The sequence below is a fragment of the Alteromonas sp. CNT1-28 genome (assembly GCF_022348345.1).
Lineage (GTDB): Bacteria > Pseudomonadota > Gammaproteobacteria > Enterobacterales > Alteromonadaceae > Alteromonas > Alteromonas macleodii.
In genome coordinates this window covers 127,124-144,193 of the sequence record NZ_JAKREZ010000001.1, presented here as the reverse complement: position 1 = coordinate 144,193, position 17,070 = coordinate 127,124, and the positions used below count along the sequence as shown (strand labels likewise).

Sequence of the window (17,070 nt, the reverse complement as noted above, 5' to 3'; positions counted from 1 at the left end):
AACTAGTATAGTCTAAAATTAGATGGTAACAAAAAGTTATGCGGGTAGACAAGGCGATTCTAACAAAGGGATTTTCAGTTCAGCAAGCCTTTTTCTTGGACTGCTGGTTCAATATGTCTCATGAACTGTCGTTAGACAGTGAGAGGGCTACCTTCATAAACCCTATAAGAGGAGTCAGAGAGCTTTTATCTTTGTTCGAAATGGGGGAGCAGTTCGGGGCTGCGGGTAAACGTGTAGTTGTCGCGTCAGAATTGGCCGAGGTCTTGACACAAGACGCTGTACTCAAAGATGGAAAGTACATCCAGATTGTCAACCGTATGATCTGTAACATGGATGCAAATGTTAATACTGGCGAACATGCGCAATGCAGAGTAAATAGGAATGGAAACTTAATAGTTAGCTTATGCCGAGAGTTGCTGGACTTGCTTGAGAAGAGTTATCTGGAAGATGCCTTTCAATTACTCAAGGCCAAATTAGCTGGGTTTGATAGCGAAAATAGGAATAATGAATTTCAATCAATTGTTTCGTTGACTAATTCGGTGATTGGAGCGTTGTCGGCCAACGGTGCTGATATACAAGAAACAAACGCTTTCTATAGATTCATCCTGATGAAGGAAGGTGAGGAAAGTTTCGATCAAAGATTGGAACGTCTCATTTCCGTGGCTTTAAGCTCTCCAGAGGAGTATCGGCTTGTATTTAAAATAAAAAGCCCCGCTCTTGCAGATATGTTGGCTGGAGAAGATCCTCAAATTTGTTTCGGGCCGCTGCAAATTACCCCGATATCAGAGCAAGAGCTTGAAGCAACATGCACTCTATCTGCTCAGTCATATACCACGGCGGGGGCACAAGCTTATGACCTATTGGGAGAGTTTGTTGATGCGCTCAGCTATACATTGGGCAAGCAAGAAATAACGATAGTTACTAGATACACTGCAACATTAGTAGCTAATAATCGTACTAAATCATTTAAAATTCATCGTCCAATACCAAACCCTAACTATCAATTTGAGGAAGAAAAATTTTTAAGGTTCTGTCAGAGTATGGAAGCAGGTACAGGAAGTGACAACCTTGGCACAAAAGACAACAAAATATCGGCCGCGTTCCGGTTATTAAGAGTAAGTTCGCACGCAACAAGTACGGAGTTAAAGTACACTAACTATTGGACTGCTTTGGAGTCGCTGACAAGAGATGTGTTCGAGCGACAAGGAGGAGATGACGAAAATGTAATTGCTGCGGCATTACCCTGCATAGCAATTGATTACGTAACTAAGAGGCTAAAATCCTTCATCGCGGCATTTCACAATATTGGAGTGGTTGACTTCCAAATGCCAGGAGAGGAGGACCGGTTCTCTTTGGATGGTTGTGCGCCGATAGATTTGTATGATGTTTTATTGGACGGTAAGAAAAGTGAAGCTGTCATAAACCAGCTGGGTGACTATCCATTTTTCCAGTATAAATTCAGAGTATTTTCTGAGTACTTCACTTCCTCAATAACTATGTATGAAAGAATTGCTAACCACGAGAAGAAAGTTAGGCAGCAACTAAGAAGAATCTATCGTGTTCGAAATTTGATCGTCCATGATGCTCGGAACATTGAAGGTCTAGAACAGCTTTGTGCTCACCTTGAACATTATTTAAAAGGCTGCCTGAACACTATGCTGGAACTAATGGCCGTCAAACCAACTATACAAACACCAAAAGAGTTCTTCATTCGCTACCACGACCTTGTAGATGAAGTAAAAACGCAACTGGATCCATCATGGTCGAAGAAAGAAAGCAAAAGAACCGGAGAACTTAAGAAACTTAGAGATCAAGGGCATAATAAGCATTCGAAGCTCCGAGAACTTGTCAGGGTTCACCAGTAAACGTATTTTGTTTCCAGCAATAAAAATCGTAGCTAACTAAGTTAGATTAACCCACTATCCAATTTAAATTGACCTTACCTGCACAACTGGTGGCTTAGTTTTTTCGGGAAGGTCAAGGCCACTCTTTTCACTTTTGTTTTTAGCAATGTGATACTCTCGCCGTACCTTATTTGTCTCTTTTAGTGAAATATCTGTGTCAAACGAGCCCTTGTCAATTCAACGAAGAAGAGTTCCCACACGTGTCTAAAAGAAAATCCACTCGTCTTTGCATTACGTAACAAATAGCATTAGTGATTACAAAGGCATTTAAATATGAGTTTAACTCGTTCCATGGGCTTTTCCTGTCCTTACTGTATGGCCCCAAATGATGTTGAAATAGATGAAATTAACGATGTTGGCCAAGTACAGGTGCTCGACTGCCAAGTGTGTTGTCAGCCCATTGAGCTTACTGCTTATCAGCACGGTGATGACATTCAGATAGAGGCAGAAAGAGAGAATGACTAAGCAGTTTACCCGCGGTGATATAGACGCCCTTGCACAGCGCTACCGCGCAAACCTAATCAATAGTTTGTCTGGTTTTAAATCGGCGACTTTGGTGGGTACAACAAACGGCGTTACAAACAATTTGGCTATAGTGAGCTCTATTGTTCATGTCGGTGCAAACCCGCCTCTCATTGGCATGATCATGCGTCCACATACCGTCACGCGAGATACGTTGAGCAATATAAAACAGCAGGGCTTTTATACGCTAAATCACGTGGCTGTTGACTGGGTCGACAAAGCCCACCAAACATCAGCCCGCTATGCGCCAGATGAAAGTGAATTTGAAGCCGTTGGGTTAACCGCGCAGATCAATGAGTCCTTCAGTGCGCCGTATGTCAAAGAAAGTGAAATTAAAATGGGCTTAAAAGTAGCACAGCATTTTACTTTGCTTAATGAAACCGAAATGGTTATCGGCGAGATCCAAGAGCTCTACGTTCCTGAGCAAATAATAGATTCAGACGGCTATGCTGATATAGAGCAAGCGCAAACGGCCTGTATCTCAGGCCTAGACAGCTACCACAGCACACAACGAATTGCGCAATTTGCGTATGCAAAGCCCGATGTAAAGTTAACCGTGAAGTGAACTAATAAACTGTCCAACGGTCTTACATTCAATACTTAAGGTTGTAACTCTGAAGTTTATTTAATCTGGATCAAGCGAAAATGCGACATTTCGTTCGATCTTTTTTCAAAAAGAGATAGTATTTAAACATGAAACAAAACCTGCCTCTTTGGGCAGGTTTTTGCGTTTAAGGCACTGAATAAAAAAGAATCATTATCGTTTCTATCTCTTAAGGAGAATGTTATGAAATCTGTAAATCGCCGTGACTTTTTAAAGCTTTCTGGCTCGACAGTTATCGGTCTTACATTAGGTGGTGTAGCGTTACGTGCTCAGGCTCAAGAACAATTGAGTGCTGATGACCCTACTGCAAAAGCACTGAACTACACACCGTCGTCAACTGTTGAAGGTGCAAAATGCGCAAACTGCATGTACGTGCAGGGCGCCGATGGCGAACAACACCGCCCTTGTAACATTTTCCCTAATAAGCTTGTTAACGCTGATGGCTGGTGTAGCGCTTGGGTGAAAAAGCCAGGTTAACAACCTTAGCCATTGCAACTTCATTTAACGCCCGTCTATTGTTAGTCGGGCGTTTTGTTAGGCTAAGAATAGTCGTATAAGTACAAGTTCCTAGGTTAAACAAGGCCATCTATCTGTCGTGTGTAGTGATCAACAAGAAGATATGATGACTATTTTTCGCTGAATTAAAAATATTGGGCGTATTTAACCAACAATTTCGTACAGCGAAACTCGAGATAGCCACTTATTGTCCAAACAAACCTCTAACTGTCGCAGCCAATTAGAAAGTGCGCGAAAATGTTTTGTTGAAGACACTTTTGTGCTTAACCATGTTTCGTTGTCAATTAACCACAGCGGCGAGTTTTTAAGAATTTCAGAAGTTAATGCGACGGGCGGCACCGTTAAGGCTAGTGCAGCTATTGTTTGGTACGGCCTCAGTTCGTGGGTCCTGACTAATTCGGCTTTCATACGACTAAGTTCACCGATGGTAAATATATGTAACTTGTGTAATCGCTTGGTAAGTTGTGGACCAACACCTTGAAGGCGTATGACCTCAATGTCGCTTTTTAAGCCTTTCCACTTCGCTGGCACAAAAGGCGTGTCCATAGAATGAACATTGTAATGAACGTCTAGTAACCAACCATCTTGTGCGAGTGGGTAGCGCTGGGGATCAAGTTGAGGTGCGGTGCTATTATTATTTTCATCATCAGTTAGTTGGCCCATTCTTACTCGTATACTCTCTACACCAAAACTAGACTGCTGAAAGGCTAAGGTATTCATCACCGTTGCCATTTCAGCATGTATAAGCCAAATTAAGCTCTGTACGTCAGTAGAAGTACTCATAAAATAGACTTGAAATGAATTTCAACTTCGCTGTAGATGTTTGCGCTACTTTGTGCGTCTTGCGGCGCTCGATTACTTGCAGGCGTAATATTAAGCCTTGTTTTTATCAATTTTGATGTATCGATGACCCCGGCGAAACGATTGGCTACTGACAAATTACTCAGACCAAAGTTTCTAGTTATTGTTGCGTTGCTACTCGGTGCTGAGTCGTTCTCTTCCTCCTCTTCCTGAGAGCTATCTTCCTTCATGCTAAAAGTGAGCTTTGCGTTTATCTTGCCGTGATCGACAGAAAGTTTAGGAATACCGTTTATCAACACATCAGAGAGCAATTGCCGCTGCTTTTGGGCAATGGTTAGCATGACAGCTATTTTAATCTTCTTCGCACCTTCCTCAGTTAATTTTTTGCCTGAAAAGTCCAGTTTTTCTTTTAGTGAAATTCCTAGGTCTTTAAAAAACGAGGGAGACTCTTCTTTTTGCTGCGTCGGTGCTTGATACGGTGCCCCCTTGTAGACCGCGTGTTCAACATCGCTATCAAATGGGTAACGCTGTTTAAGATTTTCTTCTAATTGGAAAACAAGTTCATCGTCTTGCATACATTTTGCAACAAACTCGTCGTCTGAAAGTGTCAATAAATTGTTTAGTTCTGATATTTTATCTTGTTGTTCAATCTGCGATGCGAGAACCGCACCAAACGTATCTGAGATGAGTTTTGCCACAAACTCGGCAAAACCCAGCTCATTAAGAGCTGAGTTTGACATGGCGTGTATTCCTACTGATCTAACGGTAAATAATCGGTGCGGAAGTTTATTTTCACACCACCAAAAATATTCACTCTTGAGCCTGATCTATCTTGATCAACTTTACTCGTTGTCGTAACTGTCACATTCGAATACTTAGTAGATGCCGAAGCTTTGACCCAACTCGATAAGATGGAGCCGGTTTTAGCGCGAGCCTGTGCGGAAAACGCTTTGCGGTTGTATTTATTTTGTGTTTCTCTGCTAAAGGACGAGCCATAGGTTGTAAACGTCAAACGAGTTTCTATGTCTCCATTTTCAATGACCAGGCGCAATATTCCTTGCTTAACCATTTCTTTAAGCATGTCGTATTTATTCACCGATATTCGCCTTGCTACCGCATCAAGAATAGCGTCATACGAGTTTTGACCATCTACAGCGATTTGATTATTGTCGGCGACTCCCGCTTCCTCCGGGGTTTCAAGCGCTGCATTTAATGCATTGGCTTGATCTTGATTTAATGTCGCGTTTCCTCCGTTATTCTCTACAGCGGTAACTTTCTCTTGGTTGTCTACATCAGCGGGTAACGCTCGCGCTAAAAAATCTAAAATCATGTCACCGCTAATATCATCTTTGGTGTCATTGATAAAAGAAGAAAGCGATTTACTTGTTTGTTGAAGAAGCTCAATATAGGCTTCGGTTTGGCGGATGTTACTAGAGATTAATGCGTCAAATACATCGGTTATTAGTTTAGTCGTAAATTCAGGGAATCCAATTTCGCTTAGTCTTGTGGCCTGAGTAACTGCTTCAGAAGTTCCAGACATGATACACCTCCATAGTGATAATCTAGAATGAAGTGACATTTACCGCAGTCATTGTTTATGTGTGTTGAACTCTGTACTACACTTCTTCTCGCCAAGCGAATTCAGGCAATGAGTAGTGTACGTAATGTGACTGTCTGAAAAGACGTACCGTTCAAGTCAACAAGCGTAAGCTTTGCATATTAACAAAAATTTAACCATATTTTTTTAACTTATTTTTAAAATTGTGAGCAGAATATAAAATGACCTTCACTAACTGAAATACTCAAATAATTTGAATCACTTTAATAATCAAAACTTTCCCAGTTCAGCATCTTTCAAAAGATCTTAAATTACCATTGCTTAGCGGTTACTTCGAACCCCTTCATCAATACCTTTCAACGCTGGGTTGTCAAAACGTGTAGGCAGAAGGCCAGGCTTAATGAAGAAGCCGTGTTTTGCTTCAAAGACTCGACCTATTTTCAAAACACTTTCGTCTTGCCACTTACCACCAATAAAACTAATTCCCACAGGAAGATCTTTTACTTGTCCGGCAGGCACTGTGAGATGCGGATAACCAGCGATGGCAGCCAAATACCCTACACCAATAAAGCCGGCTGGCGAATGGTCGCCGTATACTCCGTCGATAAGAAATGATGGACTGTTCGAGGGCGCAACCAATATATCAACGTTGTGTTTTGCTAATAATGTATCGATACCGTTCTTGCCTGCAGTGTCTTGAATAAGGCGCAGCGCATTTTGATACTTTTCACTGTTAATGGCTGTCGACGCGAGCGACTTCTCGAATATATCTTGGTCGAATAACGCTAACTCGCGTTCTGTTTTATTATTAAACGCGATGAGCTCTGATAAGTTCCTAACAGGAAGCTCTGCTGGCGACGTCGACAAGTATTCGTTGATGCTATGATGAAACTCGCTAAGCAAAACATTGTAAGAGTCGGCCCAAAAAGAATCTGGCTGAGAGAAGTCGCTGATGTCCACCAACGTAGCGCCCGATGCTTTTAGCTGGTTCAACGCCTTTTCATATACGGCGAGTACATGAGGATTATCGCCTTGGCGGTACCTAACCACACCAATTCGCTTACCTTTTAAATCGGTAGCAAGCATGGACGATGCGGGCATAGCTGGACGATGAGAGTCTGCATCTAGCGTAGCGTTATCGCCTGCATCTGTGCCTGCCATAATTGACGTCATCAGCCAGGCATCTTGAACGTTAGATGTCATTGGTCCCGCGGTGTCTTGACTGAAAGATATAGGCACAATGTGAGTTCTTGAAAGTAAACCCACTGTGGGTTTAAAGCCTACTACACCGTTTATAGACGCGGGACATATAATAGAACCATTGGTTTCAGTGCCCACAGCAAGAGACGCCAAACGAAGCGACATTGCCGCCCCTGAACCCGATGACGAGCCACACGCACTTCTTGATAGTATATGTGGGTTTCGGGTAAGCCCACCCACAGCGCTCCAGCCACTCACCGAAGACTCTGAACGAAAGTTAGCCCACTCAGACAAGTTGGTTTTACCCAATATAATTGCCCCAGCTGCTTTCAGTTTTTCCACAATAAACGCATTGCGACCGGTATCGTTATTGAGCAGCGCCATTGAGCCTGCAGTGGTGGGCATTTCTGTACTTTCGATATTATCTTTTAAGAGAACTGGGATGCCAGCCAGAGGGCCAAGTGTTTCACCGCTCGCTATTTTTTTGTCGATGACTTTCGCTTCGGTCAGCGCGTTTGGGTTAAGCGCTAAGATACTATTAACCTTTGTATCTAGCTGTTTAATGCGGGCAATATAACCGCTGACGATTTCAGCAGAGGTAGTATCACCACTTGCAATAGCTTGCGCTTGAATGTGGGCAGGCTTATCCAGCCATTGTTCGATGTCATTATTAAGATTTGCTTGTGACGCGCATGCAGTGCATAACACAACAATAGCCAGTAAATACCACCGTTTGAGCATAGGTTCTTCCTTAACGCATAGTTCTAGTGCTTGTTTTAGCGAAGATTAATTTTGCTACAGAACAAACTCGCACCAATGTAGTGTTAGTTTCTTATACGTTGAATCAGAAATAGTTCACTGTCTAGACAATAAAGTTAATATCTAGTTAGCAACATTTGCATTGGGAAGCTTGTGAAGGAGATTGTCGAGCTTGTACTCATCAAGTAGTAATTGATACCGCCCGTCTTCAATAAAAAGACGAAGCGTAGCGTTAAATTTAGCTCGTAGCTCTGGGTCAGGGATCGCCGCACTGTACGCTGAGATGGGAAACAACTCATGAAAGACGGTCTTATCTTGAGAGTAAGTGCCATTTTTAGATTTGAAATAATTAAAAATGTTTCTATCTAGGATAGCTACATCAATGCTACCACGCATCAGCATGTCCACTTGACGATCTTGTCGTGCCATTTCTATATAGGTAGTTTGCGATGCGAGAGTTCGCCCAAAGTCCTCACCTAATACCGATTGAGCGGTTTGAAAAGCAATGACGCTTTTACCTTTCAAATCGTCGATACTGTCTATCGTCAGTTCTCTGTCTGCGCGTGTTACCACGACGTTCTGATAGATAATATATGGCTCAGATAAAATGCTTTGATCGACTGTGTGTGCAAGATTAAGGGTAAGTCCAATGTCAACGGCGTCATCTTTTAATAGCCTTGCCGTACGCCCGAAAGGAACATAAATAGGCGACAATCCATATCCCATTTCAGCAAGGATCGCCCGCACCAAGTCAACTTCAAAGCCGGTGTGTTCTTGTGAAATAACGTATGGAGGCTTGTTCCAGCCCACAACCACATCTAGCTCTTTCGCGCTAAGCGGTATGATAAAACACAGTAAACAAACAGCAGATAAAAGTGCGCGCATACAACAGATGAACCAAACTATAAATTAAACGATACCCTTCTCATAATATAAACTTATATTAGAATTTCACCAGTCGACAAAAGGTTAGTTTTTCTCGAGGCTTACGTAATCAATTGAGCAGCCAAGTTTTATTGGGTACTTGAGAGCCTGTTGAGAACCAAAGTGGTTAGATTTGATCATGCCTCTGTAAGCATCGCGTTCTGATTTACTTAAAGCTTTTCGCCTGCCTGCATTTTGTTTAACGCCAAGCAAAGGTACAATGACCAACAAAGGTCCCAACGAACGACAACTATGGCTTGGCTACAACTTCGAATTAATACCTCTTCTGAATATGCAGAATCAATAGGAGACATGCTAACTGCAAATGGCTCGCAGGCGGTTACCTATGTAGACGCGAAAGACACCCCAATGTACGAGCCCAAGCCGGGTGAAGTGTTATTGTGGCCAGACACTCAAGTAGTCGGGCTGTTCGAAGCAGATGCCGATATGAAAGGCATCCTTCAGCGTTTGGGTAAAGCCAAAGTCTTAGGTCCAGACTTTAAGTACAAGCTAGAACCACTTGAAGACAAAGACTGGGAACGAGAGTGGATGGATAACTTCCATCCTATGCAGTTTGGCGAGCGCTTGTGGATTTGCCCAAGCTGGCGTGACGTTCCAGACCCTGATGCCGTTAATGTTATGTTGGACCCAGGCCTTGCTTTTGGCACAGGTACGCATCCTACTACCGCACTTTGCCTACGCTGGTTAGACGGCATAAATATGACAGATAAAACCGTGGTCGATTTTGGCTGTGGCTCAGGAATATTAGCGCTGGCAGCGTTGAAATTGGGTGCTAAGCGCGTTATTGGTATTGATATTGACCCACAAGCCCTTCAGGCAACGAAAGAAAATGCGCGCCGCAACGGCGTTGAAGACCGTCTGGATGTATACCTTCCTGAAGACCAACCTGAACTAGAAGCCGATGTGGTGATGGCGAATATCTTGTCAGGTCCATTACTAGAACTTCAAAGCGTGATTACAAATTACTGCAAATCAGGCGGTTTGTTAGTTCTTTCTGGCATTTTGGCGGAGCAAGTTACGCGCATAGAAGAAGCGTACGCTCAAGATATTACACTTGAACCCAGTGCCATAGATGGCGAATGGGCGAGAGTGTCGGGCAAAAAACACTAAGTTTGAGCGATAAACCGACCAGTCGGTGAATATTACGCCCAGTTAGAATAGTGTGTTTTCGGTCAACCACCTCAAAATTGCGACGAAAATTTGTACGAAAAAGCACGTTGCCGCCTAATTAATTGTTAATTTTTTTCACATTACAGCCCTTTCAAATCGGGGGCTGTAAGACTTTCGTACAATATTTAAACTAAAAACGACGTTAGCTTACTAATGTGACAGATTTTTTTCACTGTCAAGACCACGAAGTGAAATTTTGTGCGATTTTTAGCCTTTTCAAGCCTTGCGAAAACACGTACACTTAGCGCCCCGTTTTAGCCGGGTGTATATTTTCTGTGCAGTTTTAGATGGCGAGCTATACATTTTACAATGCGAATTGGACCTTACGAGTTAGAAAACAATTTGATGTTGGCCCCCATGGCTGGCGTAACAGACAGACCGTTTCGCCAACTTTGTAAGCGCTTAGGTGCAGGCCTTGTTGTTTCAGAAATGCTTTCGAGTAATCCGAAAGTTTGGAACACAGCTAAATCACAAGCGCGTATGAATCATGAGGGTGAAGAAGGCATTCGCTCTGTACAGATAGCTGGGGCCGACCCTGAGCTTATGGCTCAAGCAGCGCAATTTAATGTTGAGAACGGTGCGCAAATCATCGATATCAACATGGGTTGTCCTGCTAAGAAGGTTAATAAGAAGCTAGCAGGCTCTGCCTTGCTTCAATACCCAGACACAGTGGAAGCGATTATTAAAGCAGTAGTTAATGCTGTTGACGTACCCGTAACACTGAAAATTCGCACCGGTTGGAACCCAGAAAATCGCAATGGGGTAGAGATTGCCCGCATTGCAGAGCAAAACGGCATACAGTCGCTTGCTGTTCACGGCAGAACACGAGCTTGTATGTATAAAGGAGAAGCTGAATACAGCACCATACGCCAAATTAAGGCGGCAATTTCAATTCCTGTTATTGCAAATGGTGATATTACTTCTCCAGAGAAAGCACAAGAGGTGCTGAATTACACCGGTGCAGATGGCGTAATGATAGGTCGCGGCGCGCAAGGTAAACCTTGGATATTTAAGCAAATCCAACATTATCTTGAAACGGGCGAGAACCTACCAGCACCGCCGCTGTCAGAGTTATATGAACTCTTGCATGAGCACGTAGCAAATGTGCAGGACTTTTATGGCGACATAGCCGGTGTGAGAATTGCCCGTAAGCACGTGGGCTGGTATCTCGCGGAGCACGATACGGATCGTCAGTTTCGTAAAACGTTTAACGCTATCGATGATGCAAATGAGCAACTCGATGCACTAAATGCATATTTTCAAGCGCTGCAGACTCGAGAAACCCGACAGATTTCTCCCGCAGCATAGTGATGACTAACTTAAGAGCAACACAGTATTATGTTCGATCAAAACGTGACTTCACCTTTTACTACTACAGTAACTACGCCTTCACAAACGCAAGCTCAAAAGCCACTGCGTGACTCTGTAAAGCAAGCGGTTAATAAGTACCTTAAGCAATTGGATAACGCAAACATCGATAACCTGTACGAAATGGTACTGGCTGAAGTTGAAGCGCCGCTGCTAGAAGAAGTCATGACTTACACACGCGGCAATCAAACCCGCGCTGCCATCATGATGGGCATCAACCGTGGCACACTTCGCAAGAAGCTTAAGCAATACGGCATGAACTAAGATTCCAAGGGCTTTGCCCACCAAAGAGCACCAATCGGTGCTCTTTTTGTTTCAACACTACAACATTAGAAACTTAAAATTTATGCAAACACCAAAACCAATTAAACGTGCTCTCCTTAGTGTCTCTGATAAAACCGGTATCCTCGATTTCGCGACAGCGCTGCATAACGCTGGCGTAGAACTTCTGTCGACGGGCGGTACTGCGAAACTTCTCGCTGACGCTGGCTTACCTGTTAAAGAAGTGTCTGATCACACAGGTCACCCAGAAATTATGGCTGGCCGTGTTAAAACTCTTCACCCGAAAATTCATGGCGGTATCCTTGGTCGTCGCGGTACCGATGAAGCGGTGATGGAAGAACACAGCATTGCGCCTATCGATCTTGTGGTGGTTAACCTTTATCCGTTTGCTGCTACCGTGGCAAACGAAGACTGCACGCTAGAAGATGCAATTGAAAATATTGATATCGGTGGCCCAACTATGGTGCGCGCTGCTGCAAAAAACCATAAAGATGTGACTATTGTGGTTAATGCGTCTGACTACTCTCGCGTACTTGCTGAAATGAACGACAACAACGGCTCGTTAACGTACAACACCCGTTTCGACCTTGCCATTAAAGCATTTGAGCACACTGCTGAATACGACGGCATGATTGCAAACTACTTTGGTGCCCGTTTAGACAGCACTGGTTGTGAAGCAGACTGTGATCATCAGCACAGTGAATTCCCACGTACCTACAACATGCAGCTGATCAAGAAGCAAGATCTTCGCTACGGAGAGAACAGCCACCAGGAAGCGGCATTCTATGTTGAAAACAATATTCAGGAAGCCTCTGTTGCCACTGCTACCCAGCTTCAAGGTAAAGAGCTTTCGTTTAACAATATCGCTGATACCGATGCAGCCCTTGAGTGCGTGAAAGAATTCGAAGAGCCAGCATGTGTAATCGTTAAGCACGCTAACCCATGTGGTGTAGCGATTGGCGAAGATATTTTAAGTGCCTATGACCGCGCGTTTAAAACTGACCCTACGTCTGCATTTGGCGGCATTATCGCATTTAACCGCGAGCTTGATGCGAAAACAGCGCAAGCGATTGTTGACCGTCAATTTGTGGAAGTAATTATTGCGCCGACAGTAAGCGATGAAGCGAAAGAAGTAGTAAGTGCGAAGAAAAACGTACGTCTTCTAGCGTGTGGCGATTGGGCTGGTCAGCTAACTGAAGGTTATGACTTTAAGCGCGTAAACGGCGGTTTATTAGTACAAGAGCGCGACTTCGGCATGGTTGAAATGGAAGACCTAGAAGTTGTGACTAAGCGTAAGCCAAGCGAAGATGAACTACGCGACCTTATGTTCTGCTGGAAGGTAGCAAAATACGTTAAGTCTAACGCGATTGTTTACTGCAAAGACGGTATGACGGTAGGCGTGGGCGCAGGCCAAATGAGCCGTGTTTACTCTGCAAAAATTGCGGGTATTAAAGCAGCTGATGAGAACCTTGAAGTTGCAGGCTCTGTAATGGCGTCTGATGCATTCTTCCCATTCCGCGACGGTATCGACGCTGCGGCTGAAGCAGGTATTAAAGCAGTCATTCAGCCAGGCGGCTCTATGCGCGACCAAGAAGTCATTGATGCCGCTGACGAGCACGGCATTGCTATGGTGTTCACGGGTATGCGCCACTTCCGTCACTAATAAGTATTAACGCAATACCTTTTAGTGCAGGCTTAGTGAGGGACACCAACACCTAAGTTAAACACGCAGTAAAGTGGCATTTAGTGGCTTTACTGTGTGTTTGTTATTTTTCCTTAACCCTTTTAAATACGCAGACTCGAGGTCATTTGCTTGGTTGTAGTGAAATCTCATCGAAGCGACAGGGTTGCGAATTATTCTGCTAAGGCGTAAGTGCAAATAGGGGTTAGCTGATAGGCTTGATCTGACCCGTGGTAATTTGTAGTAATAGTGTTATGTTATTCGCCTACCCTCGACAGAAAAAGGAAATAAGAATGAAAAAATTAGCCCAATATGTGTTAGCCGCAACCCTAGGTGTAAGTGCTACTTATGCCAGCGCAGATGCGATTTCTGATGCCGCAATGAGCGATATCCGCTCTGCTAGTGCAAAAGTACGCGATGAGTACCGTAATCCTCAGCAAACACTGCGCTTTTTTGGCCTTACCCCAGACATGACTGTGGTAGAAATCTCTCCAGGTGGTGGTTGGTACGCCGACATCCTTTATTCTGTTGTAAAAGATAACGGTAAGTATGTAGCTGCTCACTTTTACGTTGATGATGAAACCAGCGGTTACTTTAAAAAATCGGTAGAAGGCTTCAAAGAAAAAATGAAGCCGGGCATGAAGTACGAAGGTGCTGAGCTTACTGCATTCGACCCAATCAAAGCGTTAGATATTAGCGACGCAGGTAGTGCCGATATGGTGCTGACGTTTCGCAACGTACACAACTGGTATATGCGTCACGGTGACGAGGGTATCGACAATGCATTTGGCGCATTTTTCAAAGCGCTTAAGCCAGGTGGCGTACTGGGCGTAGTGGAACATGAGCTTCCTGAAAGCGCAGATGATGAAGCAATGAAGAAAAGTGGCTACATGAAGCGTTCTTACGTTGTGGCTGCCGCCGAAAAAGCAGGCTTTGTGCTTGAAGCAAGCAGCGATGTCAACGCGAACCCAATGGATACTGCCGACCACCCGAAAGGTGTGTGGACGCTACCTCCACGTTTGGCGCTAGATGATCAAGATCGCGAAAAATACATGGCGATTGGCGAGAGCAATCGCATGACGCTAAAATTCACCAAACCAAAATCATAAAATTAAACACTCAAAACGGAACAGTTAATGAACGTACTTGTAATTGGCGGCGGTGGCCGCGAACACGCGCTAGCGTTTAAAGCAGCGCGGTCTTCTGATGTTTCAACAGTATTTGTAGCACCTGGCAATGCAGGCACAGCTACAGAACCTAAGCTTGAGAACGTAGCTATCGATGTAAATGATATTGCTGGCTTGGTTTCTTTTGCTCAGGGTAACGATGTTGAGCTTACTATTGTAGGCCCAGAAGCGCCGCTAGTTGCAGGTGTTGTTGATGCGTTCACAAACGCTGGTTTAATGATTTTTGGCCCCACTCAAGCTGCCGCGCAGCTTGAGGGCTCTAAAGCTTTTACCAAAGACTTTTTGGCTCGCCACAACATTCCAACGGCCGAGTATCAAAACTTCACAGAAATTGACCCAGCTATTGCCTATGTGCGTGAGAAAGGCGCGCCGATTGTAGTAAAGGCTGACGGTCTTGCTGCGGGTAAAGGTGTTATTGTTGCGATGACCCTTGAAGAAGCGGAAGACGCTATCCGCGACATGCTGGCAGGTAACGCGTTTGGCGAAGCCGGCAGCCGCGTAGTTATTGAAGAATTCCTAGACGGTGAAGAAGCGTCGTTCATTGTCATGGTAGACGGCAAAAACGTACTACCTTTTGCCACCAGCCAAGACCACAAGCGTGCTGCTGACGGTGACAAAGGGCCGAACACAGGCGGAATGGGTGCATATTCTCCGGCTCCGGTTGTAACGCAGGACATTCACGACCGTATTATGCAAGAAGTGATTATGCCAACAGTTAACGGCATGGCTGCTGAAGGCAACGACTACGTTGGCTTTTTATATGCTGGCCTTATGATTATGGCTGATGGCACTCCAAAGGTAATCGAATACAACTGTCGCTTTGGCGATCCGGAAACCCAGCCAATCATGCTGCGCTTAAAGTCTGACTTGGTTCCACTTTGCCAAGCAGCGTGCAAAGGCGAACTTGCTGGTAAAACGATTGAGTTTGATGAGCGCGCGTCGGTAGGTGTTGTGCTTGCCGCTGGCGGCTATCCAGGCAGCTATGATAAAGGCGACGTGATTACTGGTTTCGAAGAAGCCGCTAAGTTAGACGGAAAGGTTTTCCATGCAGGCACCGCCCTGCAAGATGGCGAAGTGGTAACCGCAGGTGGCCGCGTACTTTGCGCTACAGCTTTGGGTAACAACGTTACCGAAGCGCAGCAAAAAGCCTACGAGCTACTAAAAGCCATTCAGTTTAAAGATGTGTACTACCGCACTGATATCGCGCACCGTGCGATTGCGCGTGAAGCTGAAGCCAAGTAGCCGAAAGCCTCATAGAAAGTGCTAAATGAACGCAGCGTAATGCTGCGTTCTTACATAATTACGAAAAGCCAGGGTGTGAATTCTACGCCCCCCACTTTTACTCTTACCTACTCTTACCACTTACTTACCATGCTAACGTGCAGTAAACGCAGAAATCGTAGTTTCCCAGCTACATATCACTGCTTAACCTGATACTAACGCTCAACACAAAAGAAAACTCGCGCTCAGTACATAAGCAATAAGGTATTGAATTTCACATCGAGTCTGATTTGGTACTTGCCGATAGTACTGTATACATTATAAATCTTTAATTTACTGACCTTCTCCATATGTTGCAGCGCATACAAGAACCTGTATGGTATTAATATCAATCCGCATAGATGATTAACCACTTAGCGAGATTTAATAAGCTCAGGTAGTCTGCTTAAAAAGCGTATTATTTCATTCTAATAAAAGAGGTATCACCTGATGTCGAACACTAAACTTATTGCTGTGTTGCTTGTAGCAGTAGTGGCGAGTACCGCAGCGTGGTTCGCCTTTTTTGCCAAAGAATCTGCTCCAGACTTTACTGCTTATGCCGCAGGCCCTGACCGAAAAGCGGCATTTTTTGAGTATTTCACTCCTATTGTAGTCGAGGTGAACAAAGAGCTAGCCACCGATAGAGAGCAAATTCAAAGTTCTTGCGACGCGGATGAAGCAGACAATCTAGACCAGTTCCTGACAAAGTTTCGTGTTGACGATGCTGACCTTGAACAGGAGTCAGCCTGCGAGGTGTTGTTAAGGCGTGCCGACATTGTTCCTGCGTCGTTAGCAATTGCACAAGCAGCGAATGAAAGTGCATGGGGTACCTCTCGTTTTGCAAAATTAGGGAACAACTTTTTTGGTCAGTGGTGTTTCTCTGAGGGCTGCGGTATCGTTCCAAAATCGCGTGACACTAACAAAAATCATGAAGTTGCTGATTTCCGTTCGCCTGCCGACTCAGTAGAAAGCTACATGCTAAATTTAAACACCCACGATGCTTACAAACCATTGCGTAAAATTCGACAATCCTTACGTGAAGAAGACAAGGCTGTCACCGGGGTTGCGCTCAGCTATGGCTTAGGGAAGTATTCTGAGCGTGGCGATGAATATGGAAAAGAAATACGTGAGATGATCAGTTTTAATAAACTTGCAGTGCTGGACAAGTTAGATCTGAGTAAGCAGGAAGGCGAAGCCAATTAACTCAACCAGCTAGAGCGTGACGAGCTCTGTAGCACATTTATTTATCGCCAAATGGCATGGCTTTTAGTCAAGGTGAGTGATTGCAGGTTAAAAGGAGTGGCATTTCTGCG

Annotated in this window: 16 protein-coding genes; 11 read left to right on the top strand and 5 right to left on the bottom strand. The window is 44.4% G+C overall.

The features are described 5' to 3' along the window. Window positions 1-38 precede the first annotated feature (38 nt). The 4 genes from MHN02_RS00640 to MHN02_RS00625 all read left to right on the top strand — a co-directional run bounded on the left by MHN02_RS00640 (window position 39) and on the right by MHN02_RS00625 (window position 3,507). Window positions 39-1,865: a hypothetical protein gene (locus tag MHN02_RS00640; RefSeq protein ID WP_239244098.1), complete on the top strand. Its 1,827-nt coding sequence runs from the start codon at window positions 39-41 to the stop codon at window positions 1,863-1,865. A gap of 312 nt (window positions 1,866-2,177) precedes the next feature. Beyond that, on the top strand, window positions 2,178-2,369 hold the full coding sequence (locus MHN02_RS00635) for a CPXCG motif-containing cysteine-rich protein (RefSeq protein ID WP_014980678.1): 192 nt from the start codon (window positions 2,178-2,180) through the stop codon (window positions 2,367-2,369). Then, window positions 2,362-2,991: a flavin reductase gene (locus MHN02_RS00630; protein ID WP_239244096.1), complete on the top strand. Its 630-nt coding sequence runs from the start codon at window positions 2,362-2,364 to the stop codon at window positions 2,989-2,991. The genes MHN02_RS00635 and MHN02_RS00630 overlap by 8 nt, the downstream gene beginning before the upstream one ends. A 222-nt stretch (window positions 2,992-3,213) precedes the next feature. Continuing rightward, window positions 3,214-3,507 (top strand): high-potential iron-sulfur protein, encoded by a 294-nt coding sequence (locus MHN02_RS00625; RefSeq protein ID WP_014951285.1) that lies wholly within the window; start codon window positions 3,214-3,216, stop codon window positions 3,505-3,507. Window positions 3,508-3,690: 183 nt separating this feature from the next. Here MHN02_RS00625 and MHN02_RS00620 read toward each other — a convergent pair whose 3' ends face one another. The 5 genes from MHN02_RS00620 to MHN02_RS00600 all read right to left on the bottom strand — a co-directional run bounded on the left by MHN02_RS00620 (window position 3,691) and on the right by MHN02_RS00600 (window position 8,749). Next, complete coding sequence (locus MHN02_RS00620; protein ID WP_168533060.1) at window positions 3,691-4,329, bottom strand: hypothetical protein; 639 nt, start codon at window positions 4,327-4,329, stop codon at window positions 3,691-3,693. Next, window positions 4,326-5,087, bottom strand: a complete 762-nt coding sequence (locus MHN02_RS00615; protein WP_239244094.1) for a hypothetical protein — start codon at window positions 5,085-5,087, stop codon at window positions 4,326-4,328. Before MHN02_RS00615 ends, MHN02_RS00620 begins: the two co-directional genes overlap by 4 nt. A gap of 11 nt (window positions 5,088-5,098) precedes the next feature. After that, complete coding sequence (locus tag MHN02_RS00610) at window positions 5,099-5,887, bottom strand: hypothetical protein (RefSeq protein ID WP_049585492.1); 789 nt, start codon at window positions 5,885-5,887, stop codon at window positions 5,099-5,101. A gap of 339 nt (window positions 5,888-6,226) precedes the next feature. Next, on the bottom strand, window positions 6,227-7,846 hold the full coding sequence (locus MHN02_RS00605) for an amidase (protein WP_239244092.1): 1,620 nt from the start codon (window positions 7,844-7,846) through the stop codon (window positions 6,227-6,229). A gap of 141 nt (window positions 7,847-7,987) precedes the next feature. After that, window positions 7,988-8,749, bottom strand: coding sequence for a transporter substrate-binding domain-containing protein (locus tag MHN02_RS00600; RefSeq protein WP_239244090.1), 762 nt, complete (start codon window positions 8,747-8,749; stop codon window positions 7,988-7,990). A 291-nt stretch (window positions 8,750-9,040) separates the two neighbouring features. Between MHN02_RS00600 and prmA the strand changes: the two genes are divergently transcribed. The 7 genes from prmA to MHN02_RS00565 all read left to right on the top strand — a co-directional run bounded on the left by prmA (window position 9,041) and on the right by MHN02_RS00565 (window position 16,960). Further along, window positions 9,041-9,919 carry a 50S ribosomal protein L11 methyltransferase gene (gene prmA / locus MHN02_RS00595; RefSeq protein WP_239244088.1) on the top strand — a complete coding sequence of 293 codons (879 nt, stop codon included), beginning with the start codon at window positions 9,041-9,043 and terminating at the stop codon, window positions 9,917-9,919. Window positions 9,920-10,288: 369 nt separating this feature from the next. Further along, window positions 10,289-11,287 (top strand): tRNA dihydrouridine synthase DusB, encoded by a 999-nt coding sequence (gene dusB / locus MHN02_RS00590; protein WP_014951289.1) that lies wholly within the window; start codon window positions 10,289-10,291, stop codon window positions 11,285-11,287. 30 nt (window positions 11,288-11,317) lie between these two features. Beyond that, a complete protein-coding gene (gene fis / locus MHN02_RS00585) occupies window positions 11,318-11,611 on the top strand; it encodes a DNA-binding transcriptional regulator Fis (protein WP_012520109.1) in 294 nt (97 codons plus the stop codon). 82 nt (window positions 11,612-11,693) lie between these two features. Next, window positions 11,694-13,292 (top strand): bifunctional phosphoribosylaminoimidazolecarboxamide formyltransferase/IMP cyclohydrolase, encoded by a 1,599-nt coding sequence (gene purH / locus MHN02_RS00580; protein ID WP_239244086.1) that lies wholly within the window; start codon window positions 11,694-11,696, stop codon window positions 13,290-13,292. A 311-nt stretch (window positions 13,293-13,603) separates the two neighbouring features. After that, window positions 13,604-14,419, top strand: coding sequence for a class I SAM-dependent methyltransferase (locus MHN02_RS00575; protein ID WP_039228695.1), 816 nt, complete (start codon window positions 13,604-13,606; stop codon window positions 14,417-14,419). A gap of 27 nt (window positions 14,420-14,446) precedes the next feature. Beyond that, window positions 14,447-15,739, top strand: coding sequence for a phosphoribosylamine--glycine ligase (gene purD, locus MHN02_RS00570; protein ID WP_061486808.1), 1,293 nt, complete (start codon window positions 14,447-14,449; stop codon window positions 15,737-15,739). A 468-nt stretch (window positions 15,740-16,207) separates the two neighbouring features. Next, entirely contained in the window at window positions 16,208-16,960 is a 753-nt protein-coding gene (locus MHN02_RS00565; RefSeq protein ID WP_061486809.1) for a glucosaminidase domain-containing protein, read from the top strand. The last annotated feature ends 110 nt before the right edge of the window (window positions 16,961-17,070 follow it).

What these genes read in the sequence shown, in the direction of transcription:
- MHN02_RS00640 (WP_239244098.1), top strand. Translation starts at nt 39, where the DNA reads ATGCGGGTAGACAAGGCGATTCTAACAAAGGGATTTTCAGTTCAGCAA.
- MHN02_RS00635 (WP_014980678.1), top strand. Translation starts at nt 2,178, where the DNA reads ATGAGTTTAACTCGTTCCATGGGCTTTTCCTGTCCTTACTGTATGGCC.
- MHN02_RS00630 (WP_239244096.1), top strand. Translation starts at nt 2,362, where the DNA reads ATGACTAAGCAGTTTACCCGCGGTGATATAGACGCCCTTGCACAGCGC.
- MHN02_RS00625 (WP_014951285.1), top strand. Translation starts at nt 3,214, where the DNA reads ATGAAATCTGTAAATCGCCGTGACTTTTTAAAGCTTTCTGGCTCGACA.
- MHN02_RS00620 (WP_168533060.1), bottom strand. Translation starts at nt 4,329, where the DNA reads ATGAGTACTTCTACTGACGTACAGAGCTTAATTTGGCTTATACATGCT.
- MHN02_RS00615 (WP_239244094.1), bottom strand. Translation starts at nt 5,087, where the DNA reads ATGTCAAACTCAGCTCTTAATGAGCTGGGTTTTGCCGAGTTTGTGGCA.
- MHN02_RS00610 (WP_049585492.1), bottom strand. Translation starts at nt 5,887, where the DNA reads ATGTCTGGAACTTCTGAAGCAGTTACTCAGGCCACAAGACTAAGCGAA.
- MHN02_RS00605 (WP_239244092.1), bottom strand. Translation starts at nt 7,846, where the DNA reads ATGCTCAAACGGTGGTATTTACTGGCTATTGTTGTGTTATGCACTGCA.
- MHN02_RS00600 (WP_239244090.1), bottom strand. Translation starts at nt 8,749, where the DNA reads ATGCGCGCACTTTTATCTGCTGTTTGTTTACTGTGTTTTATCATACCG.
- prmA (WP_239244088.1), top strand. Translation starts at nt 9,041, where the DNA reads ATGGCTTGGCTACAACTTCGAATTAATACCTCTTCTGAATATGCAGAA.
- dusB (WP_014951289.1), top strand. Translation starts at nt 10,289, where the DNA reads ATGCGAATTGGACCTTACGAGTTAGAAAACAATTTGATGTTGGCCCCC.
- fis (WP_012520109.1), top strand. Translation starts at nt 11,318, where the DNA reads ATGTTCGATCAAAACGTGACTTCACCTTTTACTACTACAGTAACTACG.
- purH (WP_239244086.1), top strand. Translation starts at nt 11,694, where the DNA reads ATGCAAACACCAAAACCAATTAAACGTGCTCTCCTTAGTGTCTCTGAT.
- MHN02_RS00575 (WP_039228695.1), top strand. Translation starts at nt 13,604, where the DNA reads ATGAAAAAATTAGCCCAATATGTGTTAGCCGCAACCCTAGGTGTAAGT.
- purD (WP_061486808.1), top strand. Translation starts at nt 14,447, where the DNA reads ATGAACGTACTTGTAATTGGCGGCGGTGGCCGCGAACACGCGCTAGCG.
- MHN02_RS00565 (WP_061486809.1), top strand. Translation starts at nt 16,208, where the DNA reads ATGTCGAACACTAAACTTATTGCTGTGTTGCTTGTAGCAGTAGTGGCG.